We start from the raw sequence: 25670 nt of genomic DNA on the forward strand, positions 1-25670 counted from the left end.
GGAGATTGGACTTCTTGGGTATCGAGCGCATCACTCATCGAGCAGCTACGGGTAAGGCAAACTTTCCCTCACTTTACTCAAACTTTCCCTCAATGAAAGCTGCGGACGTGAACAGCACTCTTCAGAGTGTGCAACATCGGCACATCCACTTGCTGTAGGAATAGAATGGGTGGCTATAGAAGAGAGCCCGTATAAGGGATAGTCCTTGCTTGAAGTGCTTGCCGACGCTGTGTTTTAGCTATTAATTTCTGGGCGGTTACTTATTCAAAGTGTAGTTATCCAAAGTAATCACGGGAGAGAAGAATTGAGCGAAAATTGAGGCGATCCGCCTTGCGCTGCCGCAAGGCGGATCGCCTACCTCTCCTATTTCCCCTAGAATTGGGAGAGCGATCGCCCTCGCTCCCACCTGGATAGCACTTAAAGCGAAGATGGACTGCATTGAGTCCACCGCGACTACTCCTCATTTCCCCTAGAACCCAGCGTCCTAGTCGGAGTACTGCACACTTTTATGAAGATAGTGTGAAGTTGATCCGTATACTGACTGAGACTGCATACTATAAAATATCTAAACTCCTTCAGTCATCAGCAATGGAGGCGTTCCCTGTTGCCTGGAAAAGAGGATGGGGGGACAAGGGGAGGGGAGATGGGGAGAGTTGTGTTGGAGAGGTGTCAGTACTCCATTTCTCCATTTTTCCTTGTCCCCTTATCTCTTCAAAAAATGACTCACTACAGCACCACCGCCTCATAGCGATCGCCCTTCACTTAGACTGCTTTGACTCTCGCATATTCCGAAATTCGGCAATTTTCTTCCGCATTTCCGCTTCTGTATAAGCACCCTGCTTGATAAAATCTGCGACCAATCCGGATATAGATTGCCCCGTTTCCTCAGAAAGCTCCTGTAACAGGCGGTGCAAATCGTCCGGAATCGTAACGCTTATCTGAGGCATCTGCCCTCCTACAATCACACTCTATATAATGTGATTTTAACTTGATATTCAGTTATAATTACTTTGTTTAACGGAACAGCGCCGCTGATGAGTGTTGGCAGCACTCACCAGCGACTTCCCCTCCCATGACGTGACCATGAAAGGAGCATCTTTATCATGTCAAAAAAATTCACCGAAAACCCAGGCGGGGTTCAATTCCGCCTGGGTAATTTTTTGCACCCAAACATCAAACTCGAACAACTTGGGGATGGAGGTGTGCAATGATTCGAGCGGTTGTTTTAGAGTCTCATGTTTTGCAGGAAGTTACCCAGAACCTCATGGACTCTGGGATAGTAGATTGTGATCACAAAGACCCGGAACAAGTGGGGAATCTAATTAGCGATCGCATTCAGGAGGTTCTCGACTCCCTGACCGACCCCTCCGAGGTGATGCACCTGCTCAACGGTCAAAGGCTACGATATGCTATCGGGATGCTGCCTGATGTGTCGGATGAGGAGGTAGCAGCGTAATGGACTTACAGGACTATCCATCCGCCATCGCTCAAGCAACAAGAGCGCTTAACGAGCTAGATGCTCAGCTTAAAGCGGTCAAGGACTGCATTGAACGGATTGAGATTAATGCAGAGTACGAGGTGGCTTTTGACAGCACTCTCAAAAATGACACTCAGCGCACATAGGTGACAAGTTAAGGTGGTGTAGTGGTTGTCAATGAGTCAATATACTTAATTTCTTTGTTATAGAGAATGATAATCACACGCTGAGGGGTGGGAGAAAGGCGAGCGGCGCTCGCCTTTCTCCCCTTCGTCACGATTATCATTATCAACACAGGGTCGGCTAACATTTGCACGGATGGAAAATAATGTGACACTACTGTAGCGACAAGTAATTGAGGTATTGGGGGCAGAAAGCCTGTGAGCATTAGCCGCAAAACTAACCGAGACCATGCCAAAAAGACGACCAGACCGATGGTGGAAGAGGAAGTCATTGCCTCTCAACTCGAAGCCTTACTTACACCAGCCATCACGGCACAAGAAAACTACTATCGTCAACTAGGGTTAAGAGATAGAATTCTCAACTTACCGCTAATGGTAGCGGCGGTATTAACCTTACTGTGGCGAGACGTGGCAGGAGTCAGAGAACTAACACGAATGTTAGCAAGAGAGGGTTTCTTGTGGTGTACTCCCAAACAGGTTTCTCAACAGGCAATATCTCAACGATTTCTGACATTCCCCGCTTCCCTATTCGAGAAAGTATTTAAAGATTTACTGCCACAGTTGAAAGCGGCTTGGCACGCTAGGAATAGTCGCCCAATACCTGAGAGTGTGCAATTTACTCTCTCAAAGTTTGAGAGGGTTTGGATAGTAGACTGTTCAACGTTAGAAGCTTTGTTTCGCAAGCTAGGGAGCCTGGAAAATGCCCCGAAAGGGCAATTGGCGGGGAAAATGGGAACCGTCATCGATTTAATGACCCGACTGCCTATAGAGATTTGGTTTCAATCTAATCCCAGAGCTTCTGATACACTCTTTGAAGAAGATATTTTAAACCGAGTGACAGCCAAGACTTTGCTTGTGCTGGATAGAGGCTTTTATCATTTCCGCTTTTGGTTGAAGTTAATTGAACAAGAAGTGGATTTTATTACTCGTTTGAAGAAAGGAGCTTCAATTCAAGTTGAGCAAGTTTTTACTGATAGCTATGCTCTGAGAGACCGGATAATACGCTTGGGGTCTGGCACAAAAAAAACTCCATTTGTTACTCTACGTCTGATAGAAGTTCGTTCGGGAAAGACTTGGCACTCTTATTTAACCAGCGTCCTTGACCCGACGATGTTACCTCCCTACGTAGTCGCAGATTTATATCGACGAAGATGGAGAATTGAGGACGCTTTTAATACAGTTAAAAGGCTCTTAGGTCTCAGTTACTTATGGACGGGTTCCCTGAATGGCATTCAGCTACAGATTTGGGGAACTTGGCTATTTTATGCTGTCTTAGTTGATTTGGGTGACGCCGTAGCCGATGAACTTTCTTTACCCTTTGACTCCATTTCTTTAGAGATGATTTATCGGGGTCTTTACCATTTTTCAGTTGCTCACCAAAAAGGTAAGGCAACTGACCCAGTTAAGTATTTCGCTGCTCCAGAAAATCAAGATTTAGGTATTGTTAAACAGCCGCGAAAACCTTTCGTTAAGTTAATTGTCGCACCTTTCCCTGAAATTCAACGAAGTTTTGACCACTTTTTCTTTCAAGCCTCTTCTCAAATCCCCTTGACAACTGGCATACAGCCTTAACTTGTCACCAATGCTCTGAAATCGAGCAATTGCACTCTTGTTATCAAGCCGAAATAGAGCTTAGGGAAAACACCATCGCTGCCTTGCAGGAAAAGCTCAAGGGCGAATTCCTTAAAATCAAACGTCCCAATCCCAAGGATGGCTTTGCCGCCTGGGTTGCTCAGCTTCTCATGGATGCCTTGGAAGCCCACGAAGTCTTCTGCATCCTGCGGAGTTATCAGAAAATTCCAGGCGTCCGAGCTGTGTCAATCTGGCTGGATATCGAGCTAGGAGTCAGTGCTAAAAAGCTGGAATCGTTAGCGAAGGAAGTGGGTTCTCACGTCAAACTCGGCACCCCCTCCATCACTTGGGACTCTGATGAGTGCCTCTATGAGTTTCACTTTGCCCCCAACGTGGACGATGAAGAGGAACTCTATGCTGCCATCGATGACGACGGTAAAGAGGTCAAAATCTCCGAACCCGACGACCCCGACTGGTTCCGCCGTGCAGTCCGCACCAGCTATTCCTGCTTGGTTCATGGTCCAATGGGTGCAGGCAAATCTGTGCTCATCAACAATTATGTTTGTGCAGGAGAACAGGAACTCCGCAAGCTTTACAACCGCCCCGTTGAAATCAAAATCATTGACCCCAAATTCCCCGATTCAGAATGGATTATTAAAAATAAACGGATTCTGCCAGATTACCGGGGATGGGAGGATGCCATAGACGGCGTTTATGCCATGGGGGATGAAATTACGCGGCGCTTAGAGGTTGCTAAAGCCTTGGCTGAATCTATTCCTCAAGAACTCTATGAAGACCCAACCTATCAACTCCCCGTTAGCGATCGCAATCCGACATTCTGGATTATCGATGAGGGTGCAGCTCTCCACGAACGCTACAAGCAAGACTTCTCCCAACCGCTCAAAGACGGCTTCTGGGTCGCTCGTTCTACCCTCAACATTCCTATTGTAATTGGACAAAACCCCAACTGTTCAAACTACGGTTTGCAGGTTCCCGATGCTGCCAACGCCACCCGCTTTTTCTTAGGAGCTTCCATGGCTCTAAAGGGACTGGATGAAATCAAGCCGCCACGGGATTTAAAAAGCAAACTGCGCCAGCAAATCTATGCCCGTTTAACTGTTGTTCGTCAAAAGAAAAAGGAGGGAATCGATAAACCCCCAGAGCAGTATTTTGCTTTGGTGTGCATTCAATCAGAACTGCCGTTTATTACCCAGTTACCCCCTCCAAATGCTTTTTCATCATTTAGTAATCTAGCAATAGATAGCGATAAGAATGACCGTAAATCCGCCCGTCCAGAATCCGACACCGGAGCGTTCGCACCGCCTGATGGGGGTGAAGCGGACGGAGAACCGGACGGCTCAAATCCAGCTCTTCGGGGTGATTTTGACGATTATCATCCCCCCGTCCAACCGTCCGACATGGGCGAAATTTTGGGGCAAACCCTTGCCTCACAGATTCGGGACGCTCGAAAAATTGAGCAGATTAAAATGCTGTGGGCATCCGGCAAGACTACAATGCGAGAAATTGTACCTGAAGTATTTATTGATGAGTTCCCAGGATGTAAAACGATTGACAGCCGACAATATAAAGCTGCCTGCTTGCGATACAAACAGCTTCTAGAACTTATCAAAAATGAGAGGGAAACCGAAGACTAATCGTTATGCTTCAAACTGGAACGAAATCTCTAAAGAAACTAAACGGCTGGCTGGGTGGAAATGCTGCTTCCCTGGCTGTTCTAAAAAAGCCACAGAAACTCACCATGTCTGTTATGCAATTAGAGAAGGCAAAAACGTCATTCCCATTGCTGGACATGAGGAACCTGGAATTACAGTGTTTCCTTTATGCGATCGCCACCACTGCCTAGCCCATCACAGCTCGTATTGGAGAAGGTACAGGGCAGAGAATACTCCAGCGTTTTACAAGTTACTAAGAATTGGATGGATGGAGAAGGTTTTGAGATGACTGCCTTTTCCTGGTACGAATTACTAGTTTTACCCAAGCTTGGTAGACAATCTTCTGCTTTTCTGGGGGATTTGTCTGAATTCGCTGGAGAAATTTACTGGCACTCACCCACTCATATTGATGGATTTCTGCTGGGTTTGGCTGAATCACTGCCTGACTATTAGCAATGATTAGTGCTGCAAAATAAGCTTTTCCAATCATTCGATTTTTGTCTACCCATCCGCGTAGGGAGTAACTTAAGTCACGTTCGTCTTTGCGATATGAGGGAAATAAACGCTTGCTTACCCAGATATCAGCGATTAGCCAGCTTCCTAGGTAGTGCTACACTTCAATGAGGACTATACATTCTCTAACATATAGTTGACGGCTAGCAGAAACCGAATCAACAATAGGGATAGGCTGAAAAGTTAGACAAGCCATGACACTGAATTTAGCCAAATTCTATCGAGCATCCAACCCTAGCAAAACCCTCAATCTGAGTCAATCTGAGGATCGGCAATATTATATTGATTTTTCTTCGGTGCGAGGAAATAATATTATCAAGGAACTGGGACGCACCATTAGCCGACTATCACCTGATGAACCAACCTGTCAACTCTTTACCGGACATATTGGCTGTGGCAAATCCACGGAATTACTGCGCCTGAAAACAGAACTCGAACAGCAGGGATTTTATATGGTCTACTTTGAATTCTCCCAAGACTTGGATATGGCAGATGTGGATATTAGCGATATTTTACTCGCGATCGCACATCAGTAAAACAAGTGACAATGAAGATTTTGGTGATTTTGAGTTTAGCTCTCCTTCCTATGGCTTTGACGAAGAGCCTTGTGAACCGATGAGTTTTGTGGAAGCGGTAAAAGTCGCTGAATCATTTGAATTTTTACAGCCCTAGAAGCGCTTTGAGAGAGTCAATAAAACTATGAAAAATATTAAATACTTTTTAGCCACTCAACTATTCATCGGACTCCTGCTATCAGGATGCAATTTAGTAGGAGGACTTTTCAATTATGGAAACCAATCAAATTCTTCGGCAATATCTGAGAACAACCAGTTTGCTGGCACTAATTTTCCCTTAGAGTCTTGTGGTGATACTTTGACACAAGATTCACACGCTTATCCCCTTGAGGTTTATTCTGTTACCCTAAAGAATGACATACGAGATATGGAGGGAAATCGTAGAAATGTCGAAATAATCAAGTCTCGCTTCTGTCCAAATTCTTCTGTTGGGGGATATCATGAACAGGATGAAATTGCACAATTTATGACTCGAGACAAAGCCTCTGATTTCAAGGAAGTCATTGAAGCTCAACTGGACAATGATGTCATTCAAGTCAGTTCACCCCAAATCATTGAAATTCCACCATCTCAAATTGCTGTCTTTAACACGAAGGAGGAGATTGGCGAAGCAGCGGGATTAACGGAATCTCAAATTGAGCAGCTAATTTCATTAGAAGAGTTCCAGACAAATAATGGCAACATCAGAAAAGTAAAAGCAATTGTTCCAACTTATTTACCTCCTGGGTTTAAAGTTGATGAATTCACAATAAATCAATGGGGAAATTATAGTATTTCCTACAAAAATGACCATGATGCTTGTTTCCGTATATTTGATACTGGACTACGGGGTGATGCTCCAGCAAAACATGACACTATAAGGTCTATTTACTCACACGCTTTAGGTTATATCAATTTGGGTTATACAGAGAGCAGTCGCTTGAGTAGTGGTGGTGGTCCGGATCTTAGTACAGGATTTGACATGGTGACTATTGATGGTAACGGTCAAGTTGTGAAAGGGAACTATTCGGGTTCTGATTTTGGATACATTTTACGATTTGACACTGATAGATGTAATCAACAACCTAGCCTTCAAGAACTCATCAAAGTGATTCAATCCTTGCATCTTTTGAATCCCCCTCAGACAACTAAGCCCCCGTCAACTAATAACCCGTTTCAATCTATGTCCTTCCCCAAGGAGTCTTGTGGTGACAGTTTACCAGAAGACCCAGATGCTTACCCGGTTGAGTTTTACCCAGTTTTCATTGATTATAGTGAAAGCAATTTAGAATCGGTACAGTCTCAGTTTTGCAGAGATTCCCTGAAAATCTATCGGGAATCTTTAGATAAAGAGTATATTCAAGTTTCTTCTTTTATTGGACGTGAACGCGCCAATCAGTTCAAGGAGTTTATTCAATCAGAATTTGTCAATGTAGAAATCGGTGAAGCAAGTATTATTGAGGCTCCATAAAGTGAATGGAAATCGGTGTACTCAACATCAAACTACAGGCTTTAAATTATGGCACGTAAAATAGGCTTTGACTATAATAATGTGTGTAGCCCCCATCTTGTTTTTAGGCTGACTGGAAGCTGACTGGGAGTGCGATCGCATCCTTCTGCGACGATCCAGACGCGATCGCACGCTGTCAATTTCCCTGCAATGGACGCAAGCGTGTCCGATAGGACGTATCGCACTCTTGTAAAATAGGCTTATTCGTTCCTTGATGGAAGCCATTCTACTCGCGATCGCACATCAGTAAAACAAGTGACAATGAATACTTTGGTGATTTTGAGTTTAGCTCTCCTTCCTATGCTTTTGACGAAGATCCTTGTGAATTGTGAACCAATGAGTTTTGTGGAAACGGTAAAAGTCGCTGAATCATTTGATTTTTTACAGCATTAGAAGCGCTTTGATGGAGTCAATAAAACCATGAAAATAAAATACTTTTTAGCCACTCAACTATTTATCGGACTCTTGCTATCAGGATGTAATCGAGTGGGAGGACTTTTGAATCAAGGAAACCCATCAACTTCTTCGGCAGTATCTGAGAACAACCACTTTGCTACCACTAATTTTCCCTTAGAGTATTGTGGTGATTCTCTACCAGAAGACCCACAAGATTATCCAGTTGAGCTTTATACTGTTTTTATTGATGGAGTTGAAGATCGCAATTTCAAACTCCTTCAAGCAAAATATTGTCAACAAGTATCAGTTTTTTAAAGCCCCGACCTCGGTACACAATTAGCTACATTTATCAGTAGAGAAAAAGCAGAACAATTTAAAGAAATTGTCAGCCAAGATTTTGAAAACGTACAGATTTCAGAACCAGAAATTATTAGAGGAGAATCAGTAGATCAATCATCCATAACAGATAATTTGGAAACACCAGAGAAGTTTGAGACTACTGAAGAAATTGCCAAAGCCGCTTTGTTAAGTGAAGCGCAAATGCAAGAATTATTGGCAATTGATAGAAGTGAAGCAAGCATAGGCAGTAGCAAGCAATATACTATCAAAGTAGTAGTTCCAACCTATATTCCTAAAGGATTTGAGTTAACTCGGCTTGATGTTCGTCAACAAGTAGATTATGGAAGCGATTATGGGAGCGATTATAATATTCGGTATAAGAATCCAATGAATAATCAGTGTTTTACGTTTCGAGGAGGGTTTATCATTCCAATTGGAGGTGGGGCAGGTTTATCAGCAGTTGTAAATGCTAATTCTCGGGCATTAGGCTTAGCTCCTATTGCCTATACAAGTTCAGTTAAAATGGGCGATCGAGTATCTAATATAAGATTTCAACAAGAGCAACTTAGAGGTAAAACAAGTGACAATGAAGACTTTGGTGATTTTGAGTTTAGTTCTCCTTCCTATGGCTTTGACGAAGAACCTTGTGAAACGATGAGTTTTGTGGAAGCGGTAAAAGTCGCTGAATCATTTGAATTTTTACAGCCTCAGAAAACTAATCCCCCGTCAACTAATAACCCGTTTCAATCTATCTCATTCCCAAAAGACTCTTGTGGTGACAGCTTACCAGAAGACTCAGATGCTTACCCGGTTAAGTTTTACCCAGTTTTAATTGATTATAGTGAAAGGAATTTAAAATTAGCACAGTCTCAGTTTTGTAGAGATTCCCTTAAAATTTATCGGGAATCTTTAGATAAAGACTATATTCAAATTTCTTCTTTTATTGGACGTGAACGCGCCAATCAGTTCAAGGAGTTTATTCAATCAGAATTTGTCAATGTAGAAATCGGTGAAGCAAGTATTATTGAGGCTCCATAAAGTGAATGGAAATCGGTGTACTCAACATCAAACTACAGGCTTTAAATTATGGCACGTCAAATAGTCCTTGACTGATCATGCCCACTAGGAACATAAGTTGGCAAAATTGCTTTAAATTTACCACGATGACTATCTTGTGATTGTAGACGTAGTAAATCTCTTATTTGAGAATCATTTAACCCTGAAAGTTCAGTAATCTCTTGGGTCGAGTAAACCTGCTTATAAGATAGATTATCCTCAGAAACTTCTGGCGTTTTTCTAAAAATATCCTCAATTAGGTTACACCCTGACAAAAGCCAAACTAGATTCAGTTGAAAAAGTAAGGCAAAAATATTGACCTTCATAATTCAGTAACCTTTTGAAATTGAAAATTTGATATGTTCTGCCTTGGCTTTCCCCGAAAAAACTCAAATCACTGCTGACAAAAATTCTTCAAAACCAAAGTTTCAGAAGCCATAGCGAGATACCCTTCCAACCAGTCACACCCTACCACCAACAATTCATCCAAATTTAAGATTTTCCATAACCGCAAACTCCCCATATCTCCTCCCGCTAAAATAGATTGCCCATCAGCACTAAACGTCAGACCCCAAACAGCCCCTCGCTCATTGGTAAACTCAGCCACTTGTCGCCCCTGCAAATCCCACAATCGCACGGTGCCATCCATTCCCCCCGTAGCAACGTACAACCCATCGGGACGAAAACCCACTGCATTAATCCCACTCTGATAGCTAAAAAACTCCAGTTGCTGCCGTCCTGACCTATCCCATACCCGCACCATACTATTGTTATCTGCCGTCACCAACTGGCTGCCATCGGGACTAAAACTAATACTGCGGATTTGTCCCTCATGACCCTGCCATTCCTTCTGCAACTGACCGGATAGATTCCACAACTTAATTGTTCCATCCCAGTCCGTACTCGCAATCCGCCGTCCATCAGGACTAAACGCCACCTTACCCACAACCGCTTCATGTCCCTCTAGAGTTACCAACAATTCACCAGAAACTGTCCAGAGTCGCGCTGTTTTGTCGGCTCCTGAAGTCACAATATATTGACCATCGGGACTAAACTCCACACTGTTCACCCAAGATTGATGACCTGTCAACTGTCCCAAGGAAGTGCCAGAACGATCCCACAGTCGTACCGTGTTTTCAAATCCTGCTGTGGCAATGATATTCGCATTGGGACTATGACTGATACTCCAGATTGCACCGCGAGAATTAGCAGTCCATTGAGCTAATTCTTCTCCTGATAAGTTCCAAACGCGGACAATTCCTTCATCCCCAGCACCAATCACTTCCTGTCCATCAGGGCTAAAACTGACTGTATTAACATCTTCTTGATGACCGGGAAACTGTAAAGTTGCTGCTGTTGACAGATCCCAGAGTCTAGAACTGCCATCTCGTCCCGCACTCATGAGATAGCGACCATCAGGGCTAAAATTAGCTCGCCAGACCGTCCCTCGATGACCTTGTAACCGGGCGATTTCTCGACCGGAACGTTCCCATAATCGGACAGTTCCATCATCTCCTGCGGTTGCCAACTGCTCTCCATCGGGACTAAAATTCACGGCAATCACCCACCCTTGATGTCCCTCCAGGCGTTGCACTTCTTTACCGGATAAATTCCAGAGGCGAACTACTTCGTCGTCTCCTGTGGTTGCTAACTGCTGACCATCGGGGCTAAAGCTAACATTAAAAACCCGTTGTGGATGGGCTGGAAATTGGGCGATTTCTTGACCGGAAGTTTTCCATAAGCGAACTCTACCATCTTTCCCAGCAGTTGATAGGGTCTGACCATTGGGGCTAAAAGTAATTTGGTTCACGCCGCCAGGATGTTCAAATTCTGCCTTTTTCTCTCCCGACTGATTCCACAAAAGCACGACACCATAATCATCACCGGAGGCAAAAGTCTCTCCATCCGGACTAAACGCCACGGTATTAACAACAGTTTGATGTTCCATCTGCATCAGTTGTTGACCGGAACTCTCCCAGAGGCGAACGGTTCCATCTCCCCCAGCACTGACGATTCGCTGGCTATTTGGGCTAAAACTGATGTCATTGATTCCACCGAGCACCCCCTCTTTATGTCCCCGGAGTTCAACGGCTTCTGTGGTTCCTGAGAGGCCCCAAATTCTAATCACTCCATCTCGTCCGGCTGTAGCAACGGCTTGTCCATCAGGACTAAAGGTGGCGGCTTTCACTTCCTCCCCTCCCCGATCAAAGCGGTTGCGCTCATAAATCGTATCGAGGATTTTCTGCAATGCTAAAACAGGACTGGCGGCTGGATAATCTTGGGGAGGACGACCATTTTTAACCATTTCTTGCAATCGTTGACCGCTGTGCATGGCGGAAAGGAGTGCTTCTAATTCTCCCGATCGCAATTGTCGCAAGGCACTCACCCCCGCTTGTTCTAGCTTGGTTCCTTCTTCCGCTTCCCGTTGCTGATAACGAGCGAGCATGGCAGCTCCTAAAAATGCACCACTGAAAATTAAACTCACCCCCACAATGATTGTAGCTATTTTAGTGCCTTTCTGGTAGGCAGATGTAATAATTAGTCGGCCTGTCTTTTCTATTTCTTTTTCCTGAATTTCTCTTTCTAAAGTGAGTTTAGCTTCCATTTCCTCCAACCTAGCCTGATTCTCGGCCTCCTGGCTCAATTGAATTAGCTCCACAGCAATTGGAGAAAGCTCTGCTGGATTTTCTTTCCAGAAATCTTGGGCATCACGTAAACGCTTTCCCGCTAGTAAATCACTACGATGCCGAGATTTTCCACCCTCAAACCAGTCCTTAATTTGTCCCTCAATTTTTCGCTTCTCTTGAAGCATATCGCGATTTTCTTCTAGCCATTTTTTTAGTTGTGGCCAGTGACGAATCAATGACTCATGTGCAATATCAATAACGGTTAAGGCCTTATTATCGGATTGACATCTAGCCTGTAATTCATCAGTCACTACTAAGCGAGCCTGGACTAATTTTTGCAGAATATTATCAATTGCTTCTTCACTATACTCGGTAGTCACCAAGTCAGTTTTGAATACCCATCGCCGAGAATCTTCTGTTCCCTCTCCTAACTGAGTTAGCTCCAAGAAAATTCGCTTGGCAATTTTCTGTTCGGTTTCCGATAAGGATTCAAAAAATATATTAGCTTGCTTTTGTAATGATCCTTTAACCCCTCCTAAGCGGTTGTATTCAGGTAAGGTTAGTCGAGTCACCGTTTTTTGATACCAAAGCTCTGTTAAGGTATATTGCAAAAGTGGCAAGCTACCCGGAGAACCTTGAACATCGTCAACCATTTGCTCAACTAATCCTCTTTCTACCTCTAATCCTACTTTCTGTGCTGGTTTGACAATAGATTCTTCCAACTCGGAAGCTGTTAAAGTGGGCACTAAATACTGATTTTGGTTAATATATTCAGTCAACCCGAAATATTCTTTCTCCGCGCATTTTCCTAAAAAATCGGCCCTCATGACTAAAATCAGACAAAGTTTCCCTTCGGCGGCTTCTAAAGCCCCTAATAGGCATTCAAAAAACCGCTGCCTTTCTGAATCATCCGGGCAGAGAGTAAAAATTTCTTCAAATTGGTCAATTACCAAAACTACGCGAGGAGCTTGAGTGGCTTCAACTAATCGCTTTAATCCTTCTTTCCCGGCTAAAATCAACTCTTCAGCCTTTTGTAGCTGACTCGCTCTTCCAATCGGGGATAAATCTATTTCCGCATCAACAAAGACTCGAGCTAAATTTTGCAGTGGTGTTTTATCTTGTTCTCCAGGAGTAAAGGGAGGATAAATTTTCCACAAATCACTTCCTGATGAGTTTTGTCCCAGTTTTAGCTTATACAGTAGTCCGGCTCTAACTAAAGAAGACTTCCCGGATCCTGATGGCCCCAAAACGGCTAAAAAATTGTTAGTCTTAACTTTCTCAATTAATTCATCTATTCTTTCGGTTCGCCCATAAAAATACTCAGCATCTTCGTCGTTAAAATCAAAATACCTCAACCCCTTATAAGGACAAATGCCTTCTCGAATTGGACTGACTTGTTCGATATTGCGAGTAGTGAGAATAATGGGATCACCTGAATTGCTATGAATCGGTGCTTGGGGAATCCCTCTCACCTTTTTCTTAATAAAATCAACTAAGGTATGATTGGTAATTACACCTTCAGTATTCTCCCTAGGCTCAAGTCCTTCTAACAAAAATTGAGTCAATACTCCATGCTTTCCACCCAGAGACTCATAAGCCAACTCAAACGGACGACAGGCAGCAATAAAACATCTATCTCTTCCCTGTCCTAAGTTTCCCGGATCTGCCTCGTCAAAATTATGTAATTCCCCACTGTGGCAGCAATCTAACCAAATAATTTGCTGTTTAACCAAACTTTTTTGGAGTAATCGCCTTAACCATTGCAGGGAGACTCCCCAGATTTCTTCTTCCGGATTGCAGTCGCTAGTGGCAAGGAAACCTTCTGTTATGCCCCCACGAACTTTGCGTAAGCCATGACCAGCAAAAAATAACAGTGCCGTTTCTGGTACTTGAGCATCATCCCCATCAGGATTAAAGAGCGTCGCGATCGCCTCTTCGACTTGCTTACAGCGGACTTCTGCCCCTTTATGCACCCACAATCGACCTTCCCGGTTAACTTCGGGCAATCGTCGCACCCGGAAGCCCCCATGTTGTTCCAGAAGTTGGGCGATCTCCTCCGCATCCTGAGCCGGTTTGGATAAGTTGGGCAGTTCCGGGTAGCTATTAATCCCTATGACCAGGGCATCACGAGTCATGGACTGACCTACATCTTTAACGGAGTAATTTTACGGTAACATAGTCCTAAGAGCCGTTTTGGACTCTAAATCTCAAATTTATCTACAACTACAAGACAACGACTCCCCCGACCCTCTTTCTCTCCACTTACGATCTATGGCTACTACCGTTAATCAATCGTTACTGGCGATTCTAGTGGCTCTTGAAAATTCAGATCAGCGTCTAACTGAGGAGCAACAGAAAGCCTTGCATCAAATGGGTCAACGGTTAGGAACCAAACCAAAAAAGTGGTCATCTCACCTTGAAAAGCTCTTGACCGTCTTTCCTGAAGAGTCACATTTCCTGAAGTCTTATCATCAAGCCTCTCAAGCTTTAGGGCAGTTGCCGTCAGAAGACATCCCTAATATTTTACCCGATGAACAAGAGGTTAAGCAAATTTTTCCTGATGCACCAGTTGTGAAGCGAGCCTACTTTGAGGGTCAAGCGGATCAGAGCAGTCAAGAAATCTGTAACTTTGTCAGTAGCGTTGTCAAAAGTCCCAACCCAGCCGAAACAAGTCAAAAATTAAGTCTGGCTCTGCGTCTGGCGGAATATCTAAAATCTCTCGGTCACTCATGAGTCAACTCATCTATCCTAATCTCTTTTGTTTTGTTTATGATATCAAAGAAGGATTAGGGTTTAACAAGGAAGAGTTAAGGGATGCCCAAGCTAACTTTGCTCACCGTCTTCCCCATCTCTCTTATGTTTTTAAAAATGATCACAACTTTGAAACGGAGTATCATGAGCTTTTACCGACAAAAATTGACAAGTTCACAGACCAAGAAGATGGCTATACAGGATATTACTACCCTGTCCGTTTAAATGACACCTATGGACTCTTAGTTGCCTGTTCTCCTCCTGAAAATTCTCAAATATATTCTGCTAATCAAGTCATTGCTAATCTCAAAAAAAAAATTGATGACAAGCTGGCGGATCAGCCGGGGACGTTAGGAACCACTTGGGTGATCTTAGCTCATCTCCCTGAAAACTATCATAAAGATTGGTCTAAAGTTGCTCAGGACTGCTATCAAGCCTTAATGGGAAATTCCGACCCTCAGACCCCCGCTGATTGGGAAACTGACTTAGTAGGTCAAGGAAAATTTTTAGGGGGGACTCTTTTTGAATTATCCCAATATCACATCCGTCCAAACTTGAAATATAGAAGTCATAGGAAAGGCTCTAATTTTGAAAATTATAATTCGACTTCTTTGGCTGAACTACAGGTATCTAATCATGTTTTGATTGAGTTATACCCGAATTATTCAGCCGCGAAGATAGCCTCTCGCTTCAATTTTGATTGGATAAGATTATTTTGTTATCGACATAAAATTTTGTTTGCTTATACTCAGAGTCGCTTTATTAAACAGGAATTGAAAGAGGGTTATCGAACTATTAAAGAGTTTATGGGCTTGTTTCAAAAAGAGCGCCAGAGCAACCCGAATCTTAGACAGTTAAAAAGGAAATTATTACAAGCACAATATAGTTTATATCACTATTCTATTGACTTAAATCAATTTGCTGATCAGATTCGGACAATGGAAGTTAACTTATTAAATTATGAGAGACGAGTTAAGGTTATTCAGGAGAAAGCCAGGAAAGAAACCCAGGAAAAAGCTATCTCAGATTATGATTACTTAAGTTTATGGGGATGGGATTTAAGGTCTTTAGATTGGCAGTCACTTCCTAACTCAATTCTTGACTTTGTATCTCCTCATGATTTTAGTTTTCTGGATGAGTTTAGGCAAGATTTTAGTAACAAATATATGTTACAAGTAGAAAAAGACTATGAGGGATTAAGTCCTGGCTTGATTCTATTGGAAGAATTAATTAATTCGATTTATGGAATCACAAATTTGGATCAGGCACAGCGCGATCGCACGTTCCAAAATACTGTCGCAATTGTCGGCGTAGGGCTAGCCGCAGGTTCTATGGTTGTGTCTCTGAATAAATTAGGCGAGGGAAAAAATGATCCAGTTCGGTCTGTCCTCACCCATTCCCTAAAAATCCAACCACCCTGGTTAGAACCAGCTATTCCTTTAGTATACAGCCTCAGTACCGCTATTTTAGCCGCCCTATTCACTTGGTTGGTGATTCGGTTAAAAGAGCGATCGCGCTAAAGCTGATGTACTCCAATCCTTTTACCCATAGCAACTTACCACCAACAACAATTGTAAAATCCAATACATTCAAGTTGACAGATTAAGCCGAGTACAATCAACAATTTTACAGCCTTTTTCAGGCTAGTGAGATACAGATGCTATGATTTTGATATTCAATTTTATATGAATTAGGATGCAACCCTACTCGCTGGATTTTCGCCAAAGGATAATCGATACTTACGCTGAGGAAAATACGTCACAACGCAAGCTGGCTCAAAGATTTCGAGTTGCCCCTAGCTTCGTACAAAAGATACTCAAGCAATATCGAGAAACAGGTAGTATTGAACCTAAACAACGGTTAGAGCAAACACCGACAAAACTTAACTCAGCACAGCTAGATATCCTGAAAAATATTGTGGCAGCTAATAATGATGCCACCCTAGCTGAACTGTGTGACCTCCTTCTTCAGGAGACCAATATTTGTGTTGGAGTATCTACTATGTTTCGTATGTTAGAGAAGCAAGACTTGACTCTAAAAAAAAACACTTCATCCGAGCGAGAAAGAAACTGAAAAAGTCCAAATACAACGCTGTGAATTCTGGCAAATAATGCAAGCCCTATTGGCTCAAGACCTGGTATTCCTTGATGAGACAGGGGTCGATCTGAGCTTGACTCGCTTACGTGCGCGCTCACCTAAAGGCTCAAGAGCACGCGGTAAACGTCCGAGTAAACGAGGTAAACGTGTTTCTATCATTAGTGCCATTAATCTTCAGGAAGTGATGACGCATTGTCAGCTCATCGGTACAACAGATGGGCTAACGTTTGAAGCTTTTATCTCTCAAAGACTTGTCCCAAAGCTTTGGAAGGGTGCCTGTGTCATTATGGATAACTGTTCCATCCACAAGGGGGAAGAAATTAAAGCTCTATCTTGTTGCAGCCGGAGCAATCTTGATTTACTTACCTCCCTATTCACCGGACTTCTCACCGATAGAAAACTGTTTTTCAAAAATTAAAAATACACTCCGCTCAATCGGCACCCGCACTTATCCAGACTTAGTGAAAGCAATTGAAGAAGCCTTCTCTCAAGTATCTTTAGAAGATCTAAAAGGCTGGTTCACTCATTGCTGTTATTGTACCTCACTAGCCTAGAAAACGCTGTATTTAATGCTCTGTTTAGCCATAAGGATAATCAAACCGCTAGTATTACTCAAGAAAAAAATCTGCGATCGCCTACCAGAGGTTAATTCTAGAATTCAGCAATGGCAAAAGTTTTCGGAGTCTGACAGAAGAGGGTTAGCTCAACTCAAGGCACGTCAAGAGGCAGAATTAACCCATCAGCAGGCTCTGGCGAATCTAGAATTGGAAAAAGCCGAGCGTATGGCTGAAATCACCAGTACTGAATACCGCCAGAAAGTTGAAGCCATTGATCCAGAAACGATAAAAGCGATCGCCCAAGCGGGTCCGGAAATGCAGGCGAGACTGCTTGAAGGTCTGGGCATTCAAAGTGTTTTAATTACGGATGGGAAAAATCCTATCAATCTCTTTGGTGCCGCGAATGGTTTGATTAGTCCGATGAGTCCTCGGCATTCTTCTGAGTCTGTGCAACTGCCCAGTACAGAATCCTGAGTTTACTCTGTTGAGAGCTGAAATCCTGGAATAGAAAGAGAGCGCGTTCTGCCATTATCATCGCGCCAGCGTTGGAGGTAGGAGCTTCCCCGTTGCTCGATAAACCCTCCTGGTGTTTTCCGACAGCGATGGGCTCTCTGGCGAAAATAATCATTAAAGGCTTGCTCTAGCTCTTCTAGCGCAAAGGGCTTGGGGATAAATCGGAAAGCCCCTTCTGCCATAATCTGCTGAAACACCATCGGATCACCGTAGGCAGAAATGACGATTTTCCCGACAGCATATCTGAGATTATTGATTTGACGTAAGAAGTCCACACCATCGTAGGTTTGGTCTTCCGAGTTGAGTTCGGTAGCCAAGCTATTTCGATAACCCGATGGCATTCGCAAGTCGGTCACCACCAAGTGAATTTTACATCCCACCAAGCGGCGACCTTCTGGTAATTCTTCCCATTCGGCATTGGCTGATAAAACCTGTAACCCTTCTTTGCCATTACTGGCGAAGTAAAACTGATATCTCTTATCGCCCTCGTATTTCATTTCGATGAGGTCTCGGAGCGCTTCTTCGTCCTCCACAATTAGGACTCTTTTTACCATAGCCGTTCTGTCGGTTCACCAATACTCTTAATCTTAACTTTAGTAAACTCCCCAGCGCTGCTGGAGAGTGGAGGGCTTATATAGCACTTCAAGGGTTGGGTGCAATACACCCTAGTAGAAGCAGGGTGTAGGGTGTAGTGCTTTCAAATGAGAACCGCTATAGCTCCCCCTTTCTTCATTAAGAATCGTCACAAACCAGTTCCTGGGCAGAACGATAGGTTACTGGAGCCACATATGCCAGCACCAACTGTCCATCGGCTAGCGTGATGATAGTGTTAGCTTCCCGGAGTGGCAGTGGTGCAGGTGTCGGTGTCGGTGTGGGAATTGCCCACTCAGACAGCCCCACACCTGGGGACATTGGCAAGGAACGCCCACCGGAACGGGTTAATTGAGTCGCATTGGGCGTAGTTTGCCCGATGCAGCTTTGAGCAATGTCAACGTCTGAAGCCATCCCCGGCTCTATCTCTATGAGTCCTTGAGCAACACCTGGCTCATTAATCACCAGTTCCACGTCCCCATCAACCCCTAACTCTGAACTCGCAGATATCTGGCTTTGTGGCTTGATAAATAAGCCTTGAGTCGCAATCCTAATATTACCGCCAGAGCCTTTAAAGGCATCGGCAGCAATTCGGCTTTCTATTACTATCAAATTCTCGGTATCTGTGGTAATATTTCCCCCATCCCCAGCGTTTCGCGCCGTTGCCGAAATTTGGCTGTTTTGCAGGAGCAAGGTATTAGCCCCAATCTCAATATTGCCACCCGTCCCCGACTGGGTTTCAGCCGTAATACTGCCCTTATTCGTTAGGCGAATTAAATTGCCATCAAGCACAATAGAGCCTGCATCTCCCGTTCCTAGATTGGTGACGCGAACTTCTGAGCGATCGTCTATGTAAATTTGGGGAGATGTAATATTAATTGTACCTGATTTACCAGATAATTGAGAGCCATCGGGGAAATTAAAGCTATCCCGAAACAGGGGATTTAATATATCGGCTGAAGACACAATGGAACTGGGGAGTTGGGATTGAGTATCTTGACCGGATAATGATACATAGTCCGTGGCATTTATAGAAATCGTTCCGGCATCTCCCTGAGCCAACGTAGACGAATCAATTCTACCTCCATTTTTTAGCGTCAGCCTATCGGTCTGAATCGTAACACGAGCTGCATCTCCCGTTCCCCCTGAAGATGAACCAATGCCACTGGGAGAAAATATTTCAGGATTAATGCCGTCTAATTCTAAGTCGTTGGCGGTAATTTGAATCGTTCCACCATCACCCTTCCCGCCAGTCGCTGACAAAACTAATCCTCCCGATTGAATCCTTAATTTTCCCGCATTAATCGTAATATCTCCTGCCGCTTCATCACTAAAAGTGATTGATGTAATTGTACTTAATGCCCTAGACGTGCGGGGAGAATAGCCAATAATATTCAGGGTGTCGGTGATATCTAGATTTAAAGCACCAGCTTGAGCAGAACCATAACTGACGGTGAATAATCCTCCCCCTTGAATTAGGTTTAAGTTGGGAGTAAAAATATTAATAGAACTGCCAGGAATTGCTCCTAATGTCTCGGTGCGAAGAAAGCCGACTATCTGGGCAATGGGATCAGTGCCACTAATTTGGAATTGCTCAGTGGCGTTAACTGTTATCTTTCCCGGTTGCGACAGGGAATTATTTAAGGGGAATCCAAGGGTTTGAATAAAGGCAACCGAACCGTCAGCAAAGCTGATTTGGTTCCCCCAGAGTTCAATCGTTCCGCCTGTAATGCCGGAGGCGTTAATCGCGCTGCGTGTGGTCAGATTAATCGGATTAAATTGGGAAATAGCCTGGAAGTTAAATTCTCCTTTCTGTACAGCCGAAAAGGTTACGTCTCCTTCATTCACGGCTGCCAAAACAATATGTCCATCGAAAGCGGTTAGTATCGCGCCATCTAAATCAATCTGATTTCCGATTAGCGCTAAAGTCCGACCCGGTTGTACGGTTAAACCACCGATTGAGTTATCGGTAATGGGCATAAAGTTAAGGGCATTGAGTTGATGTCCTTCACCTTCAACGCGGATACCGCCTGAACTCTTGATTAATCCTAAACCAATGGGTGTACTTATCGTTAGCAGAGGTGGATAAGAAGTGGGGACGGTGCTGAATTGAGTCCCATCGGCAAACAAAAGGCGATTAGCGGTACTGGCGATAAAGGAACCGTTCAGATTTAACTGAGCATTGACACCAAAGAGGATACCGTTGGGATTGAGGAAAAACAAATTGGCATCGCCTAAGACTCCCAACGTTCCCAGAATCTTGGAGGGATTCTCTCCGGTGACGCGGCTGATGATAGTTTCAATTCCGGTAACTGGAGTAAAATAGGCTTCATTTCCAGCATCTATATTAAATTCAGAAAAGCTGTGGAATAGGTTAGTGCCTACTTCTGTTCCACCTCTAATGATGAGTCGGTTCTGTTCAAGGTTAATGTCGGAGTTAATGGGTAAGGTAGAATCGGGAATAATTTGGGCTAGGGTTTGTGTTCCACTAACTTCAGATAATCCTAGGGCTATGATAGCGATCGCCTGACTCCATTTCATGGCTCACAAGAATTTTAACTGCACCTTTAGAAAATACTAAACCCACAAGGGTGTCCTGTTTCGGGGTGCGATCGCCATTCGACCTCAATCTATAATTTTTAATTATAACTTGAAATCCGTGCTAATCGATAAATTTATCAATAGAGCGGGTCGTTAGCAGCGCGAGACTTTTGGGAATCCTATTTTTGTAAACCAAGCCAAAGTACCTTCCTTCTGGCATTTTAGGAGAAATGACGATGCCCTTCAGAATTTTAAGTTTGGATGGTGGCGGTATTCGAGGACTTGTCTCTGCATACATGCTACAAGAAATTGAGGCAAAACTTAAGGAGAATAACAAACCGCCTTTACGAGAACACTTTGACATGATTGCCGGGACTTCTACTGGATCAATTCTGGCGGCGGGAATTGCACTGGGCTATCCAATCAAAGATTTGATTGACATCTATAAAACACGAGGATTAGAAATCTTTCCCTACCAAAAGTTGTTTGACATGGGGCGATTGAAACTGTTGCTGAAGTATGGTCTTTCGGCTCCAAAATTTTCTAATGAAGGGCTAATTAATGTCCTGAAGAATGAACGCAGATTCAAGAAGCCGGATGGTAGCTACATTAGCATGAAAGAAGTCGGTCAAGATGGAAAGAATCCCATTGTCTTGATTCTTGCCTATGACACAAGGTATCGTAATACCACCTTATTCACTAACTATCATACTCCAGAAGAAGGGAACCGATGGTACAATAAGCTACCCCTGTGGCAAATTTGCGTTTCTTCTGCCTCAGCTCCAACATTTTTCCCAGCTTACGAACTGAAACATCATGAAGAGAACAAAGATAAAGGCATCAAGGAAGAATGGAGTTTTCCTCATGTTGATGGCGGCGTAACCGCTAATAATCCGTCTTTGTGCGCCATTGCCCGTGCTATCCAGTTAGGTCATAAGTTAGAGGATATTTCTGTCCTGTCGATTGGCACAGGTGAAAATAAGAAACCCTTGAGTTTTAAGGAAATTGAGGGATGGGGATTGATTCAATGGGGATTACGCATTTCTGATGTGTTTATGGAAGGTCAAGCTGAAATTCAAAGCCGCATTTGTACGCAATTAATGGGAGGTGCCCCCTCCCGCCGCTATCTGCGTCTACAATTTGATCTGAATAAAGCTTTTGGTGAGCCAGAAAATTATTTAGCTCAATCTCCCATATTGCCCAAAAAAGAACGGAAAAATTTCTGGACAAGAAAGCATATTCAAGAATCAATGGACGACGCCCGAGAAGATAACATAAACCAGTTAGCCGATGCTACTAAAAAATACCTGAGTCGGGGATATGTTTTTGAGAGCCGATTTGAACATTATGGCAGTGTTGGGGATGAGATTGAGCAATTTATCTTAGACAATCCTGAGCCACGAGCCTGTATTAAGAAGTAAGATTTTAGGTTAGAGGAAGGAAAGTAGCTCATCAGGTTTTTGGGGAAAGGAAAAAGGGATATACTCAGAAACACCTACTTCCTTCCCCATTCATTTTTCCTTAATTTTTTACTTCTGTACAACTCGGAACCAGCAACATCAATCAACGAAAATATCATCGTCGCTTCACCATTTTCACCCCTCGTTCCGGTGCAAAGGTTGCGCCTCGACGTTTCGGACGCTCTGGGTTTTTGTCAGCGAGAGCCAGTTCATACCGTTGCATAATTGTCGCCAAGACTAATTTCATTTCAAATAACGCCAACGCTTCACCAATACAGCGACGAATACCTCCCCCAAACGGTAAAAATTCATAGGGCGAAAATTGACGTTCTAGAAATCGCTCCGGCTTAAATTGCTGAGGGTTTGGATAGATATCCTCACGGCGATGAGTTAGGTAAATACATCCATACAGTCTCATCCCTGGTTCTAACAGATACCCCATCAGTTCCACAGGCTCTTTCACAGCTCGTGGTGTTGTTAATACCGCAACTGGGTAAATCCGCAGCGTTTCATTACAAACGGCGGTTAAATAGGGCAATCGAACGATACTCAGCGGATCGGGATTATCCCCCAGCGTTTCTAATTCCCGCAGCATCGTTTCTCGGACTTCAGGAAACCTATGAACCCAATACAATGCCCAAGCGATTGCTGTGGCAGTGGTTTCATGACCCGCTAACAGTAAGGTTATCAATTCATCGTGTAATTCCACATCCGTCATCCCCTCTCCTGCTTCATCTCGTGCTGACAGGAGCAAGCTGAGGATATCTGGGCGCGAAGGGTCATGATGTTCCCGGCGCTGCTGGATTTCAGCATAGAGCAATTCATCAATTTGTCGCTGCAAGTGGCGGATGTACCCCCAAGGACTTTTAGAACCTAAATCCTTTTGTAACCCCGGAAAAAAGAGCAATCCTGCCAGATAGGGAACCTTAAACGCATCCGTTCGGCTGGTAATTCGTTGTTTGAGTTGGTGAAATGACTCTCCGTCGGCGAGTCCAAACACCACCTTCAAGATGACCTCCATTGAGATATCCTGCATCACACTCCGAGCGGTGAAGGTTTGGTTGGGTATCAACTGAGCCAACTTTTTTTCGGTCAGGTCAATGATTAATTGTCCATAAGAATGCATCCTTTCACCATGAAAAGGGGGCATGAGCAATTTGCGCTCCCGACGATGGCGAACGCCTTCTAATACAAACATAGAATAATCGCCCACCAACGGCTGCAAAAGCTGATTGGCAGGAGCTATAAATTGCTGGGTATCGCTGGAAAAAATTTGCTGAAGTGCCTGGGGATTACTGACTAGTAATACTGTGTTAGTATTGCCAATCACCGGGGCATTAAAGATATCGCCATAGCGTTGCACGGCGGCATCCATAAAACTGAGGGAATCTACTGTCCACTGAATTTTCTGTAACCACGGAGGTGTTTTGGGTCCATCAGGAATTTTCATTGTTCTCATCTGTCTTGCCACTGTAAGTCCTACCAGAATACAAGTTGTACTAGATAATACACTTCCGGCTTGCTCTCTAGATGAAACTGACACGTAAGAAGAAAATCCTGCTGCTGATTACTACGTCAATCGTTGCCGCCATTGGGTTGGATATGGCGATCGCACGTAGCGTCTATCATCCGTTAAACTATCTCTATTCGATACTGAGTTGGACGAGTTGCCGGATTTTCCCCTGCTATCCCCAGGACACCAAAGCGGTAAAAGGAGAACAGGGGATGGTTGTTACCTCCCACGCCGAGGCATCGCGGGTGGGACAGGAAATTTTACTCGCTGGAGGGAATGCGATTGATGCAGCAGTGGCTGTAGGGTACGCCTTAGCCGTGGTTCATCCCTGTTGTGGGAATATTGGTGGCGGTGGGTTTATGGTGATTCACCGCGCTGATGGGGAGGAGATTTTTCTTAATTTTCGGGAAACCGCGCCCCTGGCGGCGTCGGCAGGTATGTATTTGAATGCGAAGGGAAAGGTTATTCCGAATTTAAGTACTCAGGGATATCTAGCAGTGGGAGTTCCAGGAACTGTGGCGGGATTGGATACTGCCCTATCTGAGTATGGCACGATGACCCGCCAGCAAGTGATGGCAGGGGCGATTCGCTTGGCAGAGGAGGGGTTTCGCCTGTCGGCGGGAGATATTGAACGATTGCACCCCCAGACTAAGTTGTTTGCACAACAGCCGAATGTGGCGGCGATTTTTTTGCAGAATGGGAAACCCTACCAAGTGGGGGAACGGTTGGTGCAGCGGGAATTGGGTCAAACCTTGAGAGCGATCGCCCATTCGGGAGCGTCTGCTTTCTATCAGGGTAAAATTGCTAGGGTGATCGTGCAAGCCAGTCAGGAAAACGGCGGGATTCTTGCGGTTGAGGATTTTGCCAGGTATCGGGTGAGTCAAGAAAAGCCGCTGCAATGTGAGTATCGCGGGTATGAGGTGGTGACAGCGCCGCCGCCTGGTGGGGGGGTGACGGTGTGTCAGATGTTGAATATTTTAGAAGGGTATCCCCTTTCTGAATTCAATTGGCATTCGACAGAGAGTCTGCATTACTTTTTATCGGCGGCGCTATTTGCTTATAGAGATAGGAATCAGGTTTTGGGTGATCCGGATTTTATCGATAATCCCGTTGAGCGACTCCTAAGTGAAGGCTATGCTGCTAGGATTCGGGGGCAAATTGGAGAAAAGGCAATCGATCCGCGATCGCTTAACTTGGAGGAAATGCCCCAAGGTACGCATACCACGCACTATTCCATTGTGGATCGGTTTGGCAATGCCGTGGCAGTAACTTATACGATTAACTCCCTGTTTGGTGCCAAGGTTATTGCCAAAGATACGGGGTTCTTTCTGAATAATGAGATGGACGATTTCACGGCTAAACCAGGGAAAGCGAATCAGTTTGGTTTAGTTCAGGGAGAAGCGAATCAGATTGAACCGGGGAAGCAACCCCTGAGTTCCATGAGTCCGACGATTGTGAAGCAGGATGAAGAAGTTGTTTTGGTGACGGGTTCTCCTGGGGGTGCGACGATTCCCACAACGGTGGTGCAGGTGATTACAAATCTGATTGATTATAACTTGGATATCGAAGGGGCGGTGAATGCACCGCGTATTCATTATCAGGGATTACCCAATTGGGTGCTGACGGAACCGTTTGCGTTAGAACCTGAAGTGGTTCCCCGGTTGTGGGAGAGGGGATATCGGGTGATTCCGTTTACCACTTGGGGGGCGGCGGAATCGATTGGGATTGAACCGGAAACGCGGGTGCTT

General features: G+C 44.3%; 21 protein-coding genes and 2 pseudogenes. 15 read left to right on the plus strand and 8 right to left on the minus strand.

Annotated features, from left to right (window positions below; translation table 11 throughout):
• Positions 1 to 256 precede the first annotated feature (256 nt).
• Together IQ257_RS21650 and IQ257_RS21655 are read right to left on the minus strand one after the other, a co-directional pair.
• Positions 257 to 448, minus strand: coding sequence for a hypothetical protein (locus IQ257_RS21650; protein WP_193933203.1), 192 nt, complete (start codon positions 446 to 448; stop codon positions 257 to 259).
• 310 nt (positions 449 to 758) lie between these two features.
• Positions 759 to 947: a ribbon-helix-helix domain-containing protein gene (locus IQ257_RS21655; RefSeq protein WP_193933205.1), complete on the minus strand. Its 189-nt coding sequence runs from the start codon at positions 945 to 947 to the stop codon at positions 759 to 761.
• A gap of 260 nt (positions 948 to 1207) precedes the next feature.
• Between IQ257_RS21655 and IQ257_RS21660 the strand changes: the two genes are divergently transcribed.
• The 5 genes from IQ257_RS21660 (at position 1208) to IQ257_RS21680 (ending at position 5095) form a co-directional block, all read left to right on the plus strand.
• Complete coding sequence (locus IQ257_RS21660) at positions 1208 to 1456, plus strand: hypothetical protein (protein ID WP_193933207.1); 249 nt, start codon at positions 1208 to 1210, stop codon at positions 1454 to 1456.
• Entirely contained in the window at positions 1456 to 1623 is a 168-nt protein-coding gene (locus IQ257_RS21665; RefSeq protein ID WP_193882646.1) for a hypothetical protein, read from the plus strand. Before IQ257_RS21660 ends, IQ257_RS21665 begins: the two co-directional genes overlap by 1 nt.
• Before the next feature lie 288 nt (positions 1624 to 1911).
• A complete protein-coding gene (locus IQ257_RS21670) occupies positions 1912 to 3231 on the plus strand; it encodes an IS4 family transposase (RefSeq protein WP_193882650.1) in 1320 nt (439 codons plus the stop codon).
• A gap of 29 nt (positions 3232 to 3260) precedes the next feature.
• Positions 3261 to 4886: a hypothetical protein gene (locus IQ257_RS21675; RefSeq protein ID WP_193933209.1), complete on the plus strand. Its 1626-nt coding sequence runs from the start codon at positions 3261 to 3263 to the stop codon at positions 4884 to 4886.
• A 5-nt stretch (positions 4887 to 4891) separates the two neighbouring features.
• Positions 4892 to 5095, plus strand: coding sequence for a hypothetical protein (locus IQ257_RS21680; protein ID WP_193933211.1), 204 nt, complete (start codon positions 4892 to 4894; stop codon positions 5093 to 5095).
• Positions 5096 to 5157: 62 nt separating this feature from the next.
• Here the strand turns inward: IQ257_RS21680 and IQ257_RS30260 are convergent, their stop codons facing one another.
• Positions 5158 to 5394, minus strand: a complete 237-nt coding sequence (locus IQ257_RS30260; RefSeq protein WP_228060904.1) for a hypothetical protein — start codon at positions 5392 to 5394, stop codon at positions 5158 to 5160.
• A 217-nt stretch (positions 5395 to 5611) separates the two neighbouring features.
• On the opposite strand from IQ257_RS30260, the pseudogene IQ257_RS21690 reads away from it, so the two are divergent.
• From IQ257_RS21690 to IQ257_RS21705, 4 genes and pseudogenes are all read left to right on the plus strand, one after another.
• A pseudogene (locus tag IQ257_RS21690) lies at positions 5612 to 5950 on the plus strand (ATP-binding protein); the annotation flags it as partial.
• A 166-nt stretch (positions 5951 to 6116) separates the two neighbouring features.
• A complete protein-coding gene (locus tag IQ257_RS21695) occupies positions 6117 to 7442 on the plus strand; it encodes a hypothetical protein (RefSeq protein ID WP_193878054.1) in 1326 nt (441 codons plus the stop codon).
• A gap of 459 nt (positions 7443 to 7901) precedes the next feature.
• On the plus strand, positions 7902 to 8192 hold the full coding sequence (locus IQ257_RS21700; RefSeq protein WP_193933213.1) for a hypothetical protein: 291 nt from the start codon (positions 7902 to 7904) through the stop codon (positions 8190 to 8192).
• A 156-nt stretch (positions 8193 to 8348) separates the two neighbouring features.
• Positions 8349 to 9254, plus strand: coding sequence for a hypothetical protein (locus tag IQ257_RS21705; protein WP_193933215.1), 906 nt, complete (start codon positions 8349 to 8351; stop codon positions 9252 to 9254).
• Between the two features lie 56 nt (positions 9255 to 9310).
• Here IQ257_RS21705 and IQ257_RS21710 read toward each other — a convergent pair whose 3' ends face one another.
• Both IQ257_RS21710 and IQ257_RS30265 read right to left on the minus strand, forming a co-directional pair.
• Positions 9311 to 9598, minus strand: coding sequence for a hypothetical protein (locus IQ257_RS21710; protein WP_193933217.1), 288 nt, complete (start codon positions 9596 to 9598; stop codon positions 9311 to 9313).
• A gap of 68 nt (positions 9599 to 9666) precedes the next feature.
• Positions 9667 to 14034: an eIF2A-related protein gene (locus tag IQ257_RS30265; protein ID WP_228060905.1), complete on the minus strand. Its 4368-nt coding sequence runs from the start codon at positions 14032 to 14034 to the stop codon at positions 9667 to 9669.
• Between the two features lie 136 nt (positions 14035 to 14170).
• Between IQ257_RS30265 and IQ257_RS21720 the strand changes: the two genes are divergently transcribed.
• The 4 genes and pseudogenes from IQ257_RS21720 (at position 14171) to IQ257_RS21735 (ending at position 17778) form a co-directional block, all read left to right on the plus strand.
• The gene (locus tag IQ257_RS21720; RefSeq protein ID WP_193878050.1) at positions 14171 to 14632 is read left to right on the plus strand and encodes a hypothetical protein; all 462 of its coding nucleotides are present in this window, start codon (positions 14171 to 14173) and stop codon (positions 14630 to 14632) included.
• Entirely contained in the window at positions 14629 to 16170 is a 1542-nt protein-coding gene (locus IQ257_RS21725; RefSeq protein WP_193933219.1) for a hypothetical protein, read from the plus strand. The genes IQ257_RS21720 and IQ257_RS21725 overlap by 4 nt, the downstream gene beginning before the upstream one ends.
• Positions 16171 to 16345: 175 nt before the next feature.
• Positions 16346 to 17301: pseudogene (locus tag IQ257_RS21730) on the plus strand (IS630 family transposase).
• Positions 17302 to 17316: 15 nt separating this feature from the next.
• Positions 17317 to 17778: a hypothetical protein gene (locus IQ257_RS21735; RefSeq protein WP_228060906.1), complete on the plus strand. Its 462-nt coding sequence runs from the start codon at positions 17317 to 17319 to the stop codon at positions 17776 to 17778.
• A 2-nt stretch (positions 17779 to 17780) separates the two neighbouring features.
• Here the strand turns inward: IQ257_RS21735 and IQ257_RS21740 are convergent, their stop codons facing one another.
• Entirely contained in the window at positions 17781 to 18371 is a 591-nt protein-coding gene (locus IQ257_RS21740) for a response regulator (protein ID WP_193878044.1), read from the minus strand.
• A gap of 178 nt (positions 18372 to 18549) precedes the next feature.
• The gene (locus IQ257_RS21745) at positions 18550 to 20949 is read right to left on the minus strand and encodes a filamentous hemagglutinin N-terminal domain-containing protein (RefSeq protein WP_193878043.1); all 2400 of its coding nucleotides are present in this window, start codon (positions 20947 to 20949) and stop codon (positions 18550 to 18552) included.
• A gap of 236 nt (positions 20950 to 21185) precedes the next feature.
• On the opposite strand from IQ257_RS21745, the gene IQ257_RS21750 reads away from it, so the two are divergent.
• The gene (locus tag IQ257_RS21750; RefSeq protein WP_193878042.1) at positions 21186 to 22370 is read left to right on the plus strand and encodes a patatin-like phospholipase family protein; all 1185 of its coding nucleotides are present in this window, start codon (positions 21186 to 21188) and stop codon (positions 22368 to 22370) included.
• Positions 22371 to 22524: 154 nt separating this feature from the next.
• Here IQ257_RS21750 and IQ257_RS21755 read toward each other — a convergent pair whose 3' ends face one another.
• Positions 22525 to 23859, minus strand: coding sequence for a cytochrome P450 (locus IQ257_RS21755; RefSeq protein ID WP_193878059.1), 1335 nt, complete (start codon positions 23857 to 23859; stop codon positions 22525 to 22527).
• Between the two features lie 80 nt (positions 23860 to 23939).
• Here IQ257_RS21755 and ggt point away from each other — a divergent pair.
• The coding region (gene ggt, locus IQ257_RS21760; protein ID WP_193933221.1) for a gamma-glutamyltransferase at positions 23940 to 25670 on the plus strand (1731 nt) is incomplete at its 3' end.

This window comes from Coleofasciculus sp. LEGE 07092 (assembly GCF_015207375.1).
Taxonomy (GTDB): domain Bacteria; phylum Cyanobacteriota; class Cyanobacteriia; order Cyanobacteriales; family Coleofasciculaceae; genus LEGE-07092.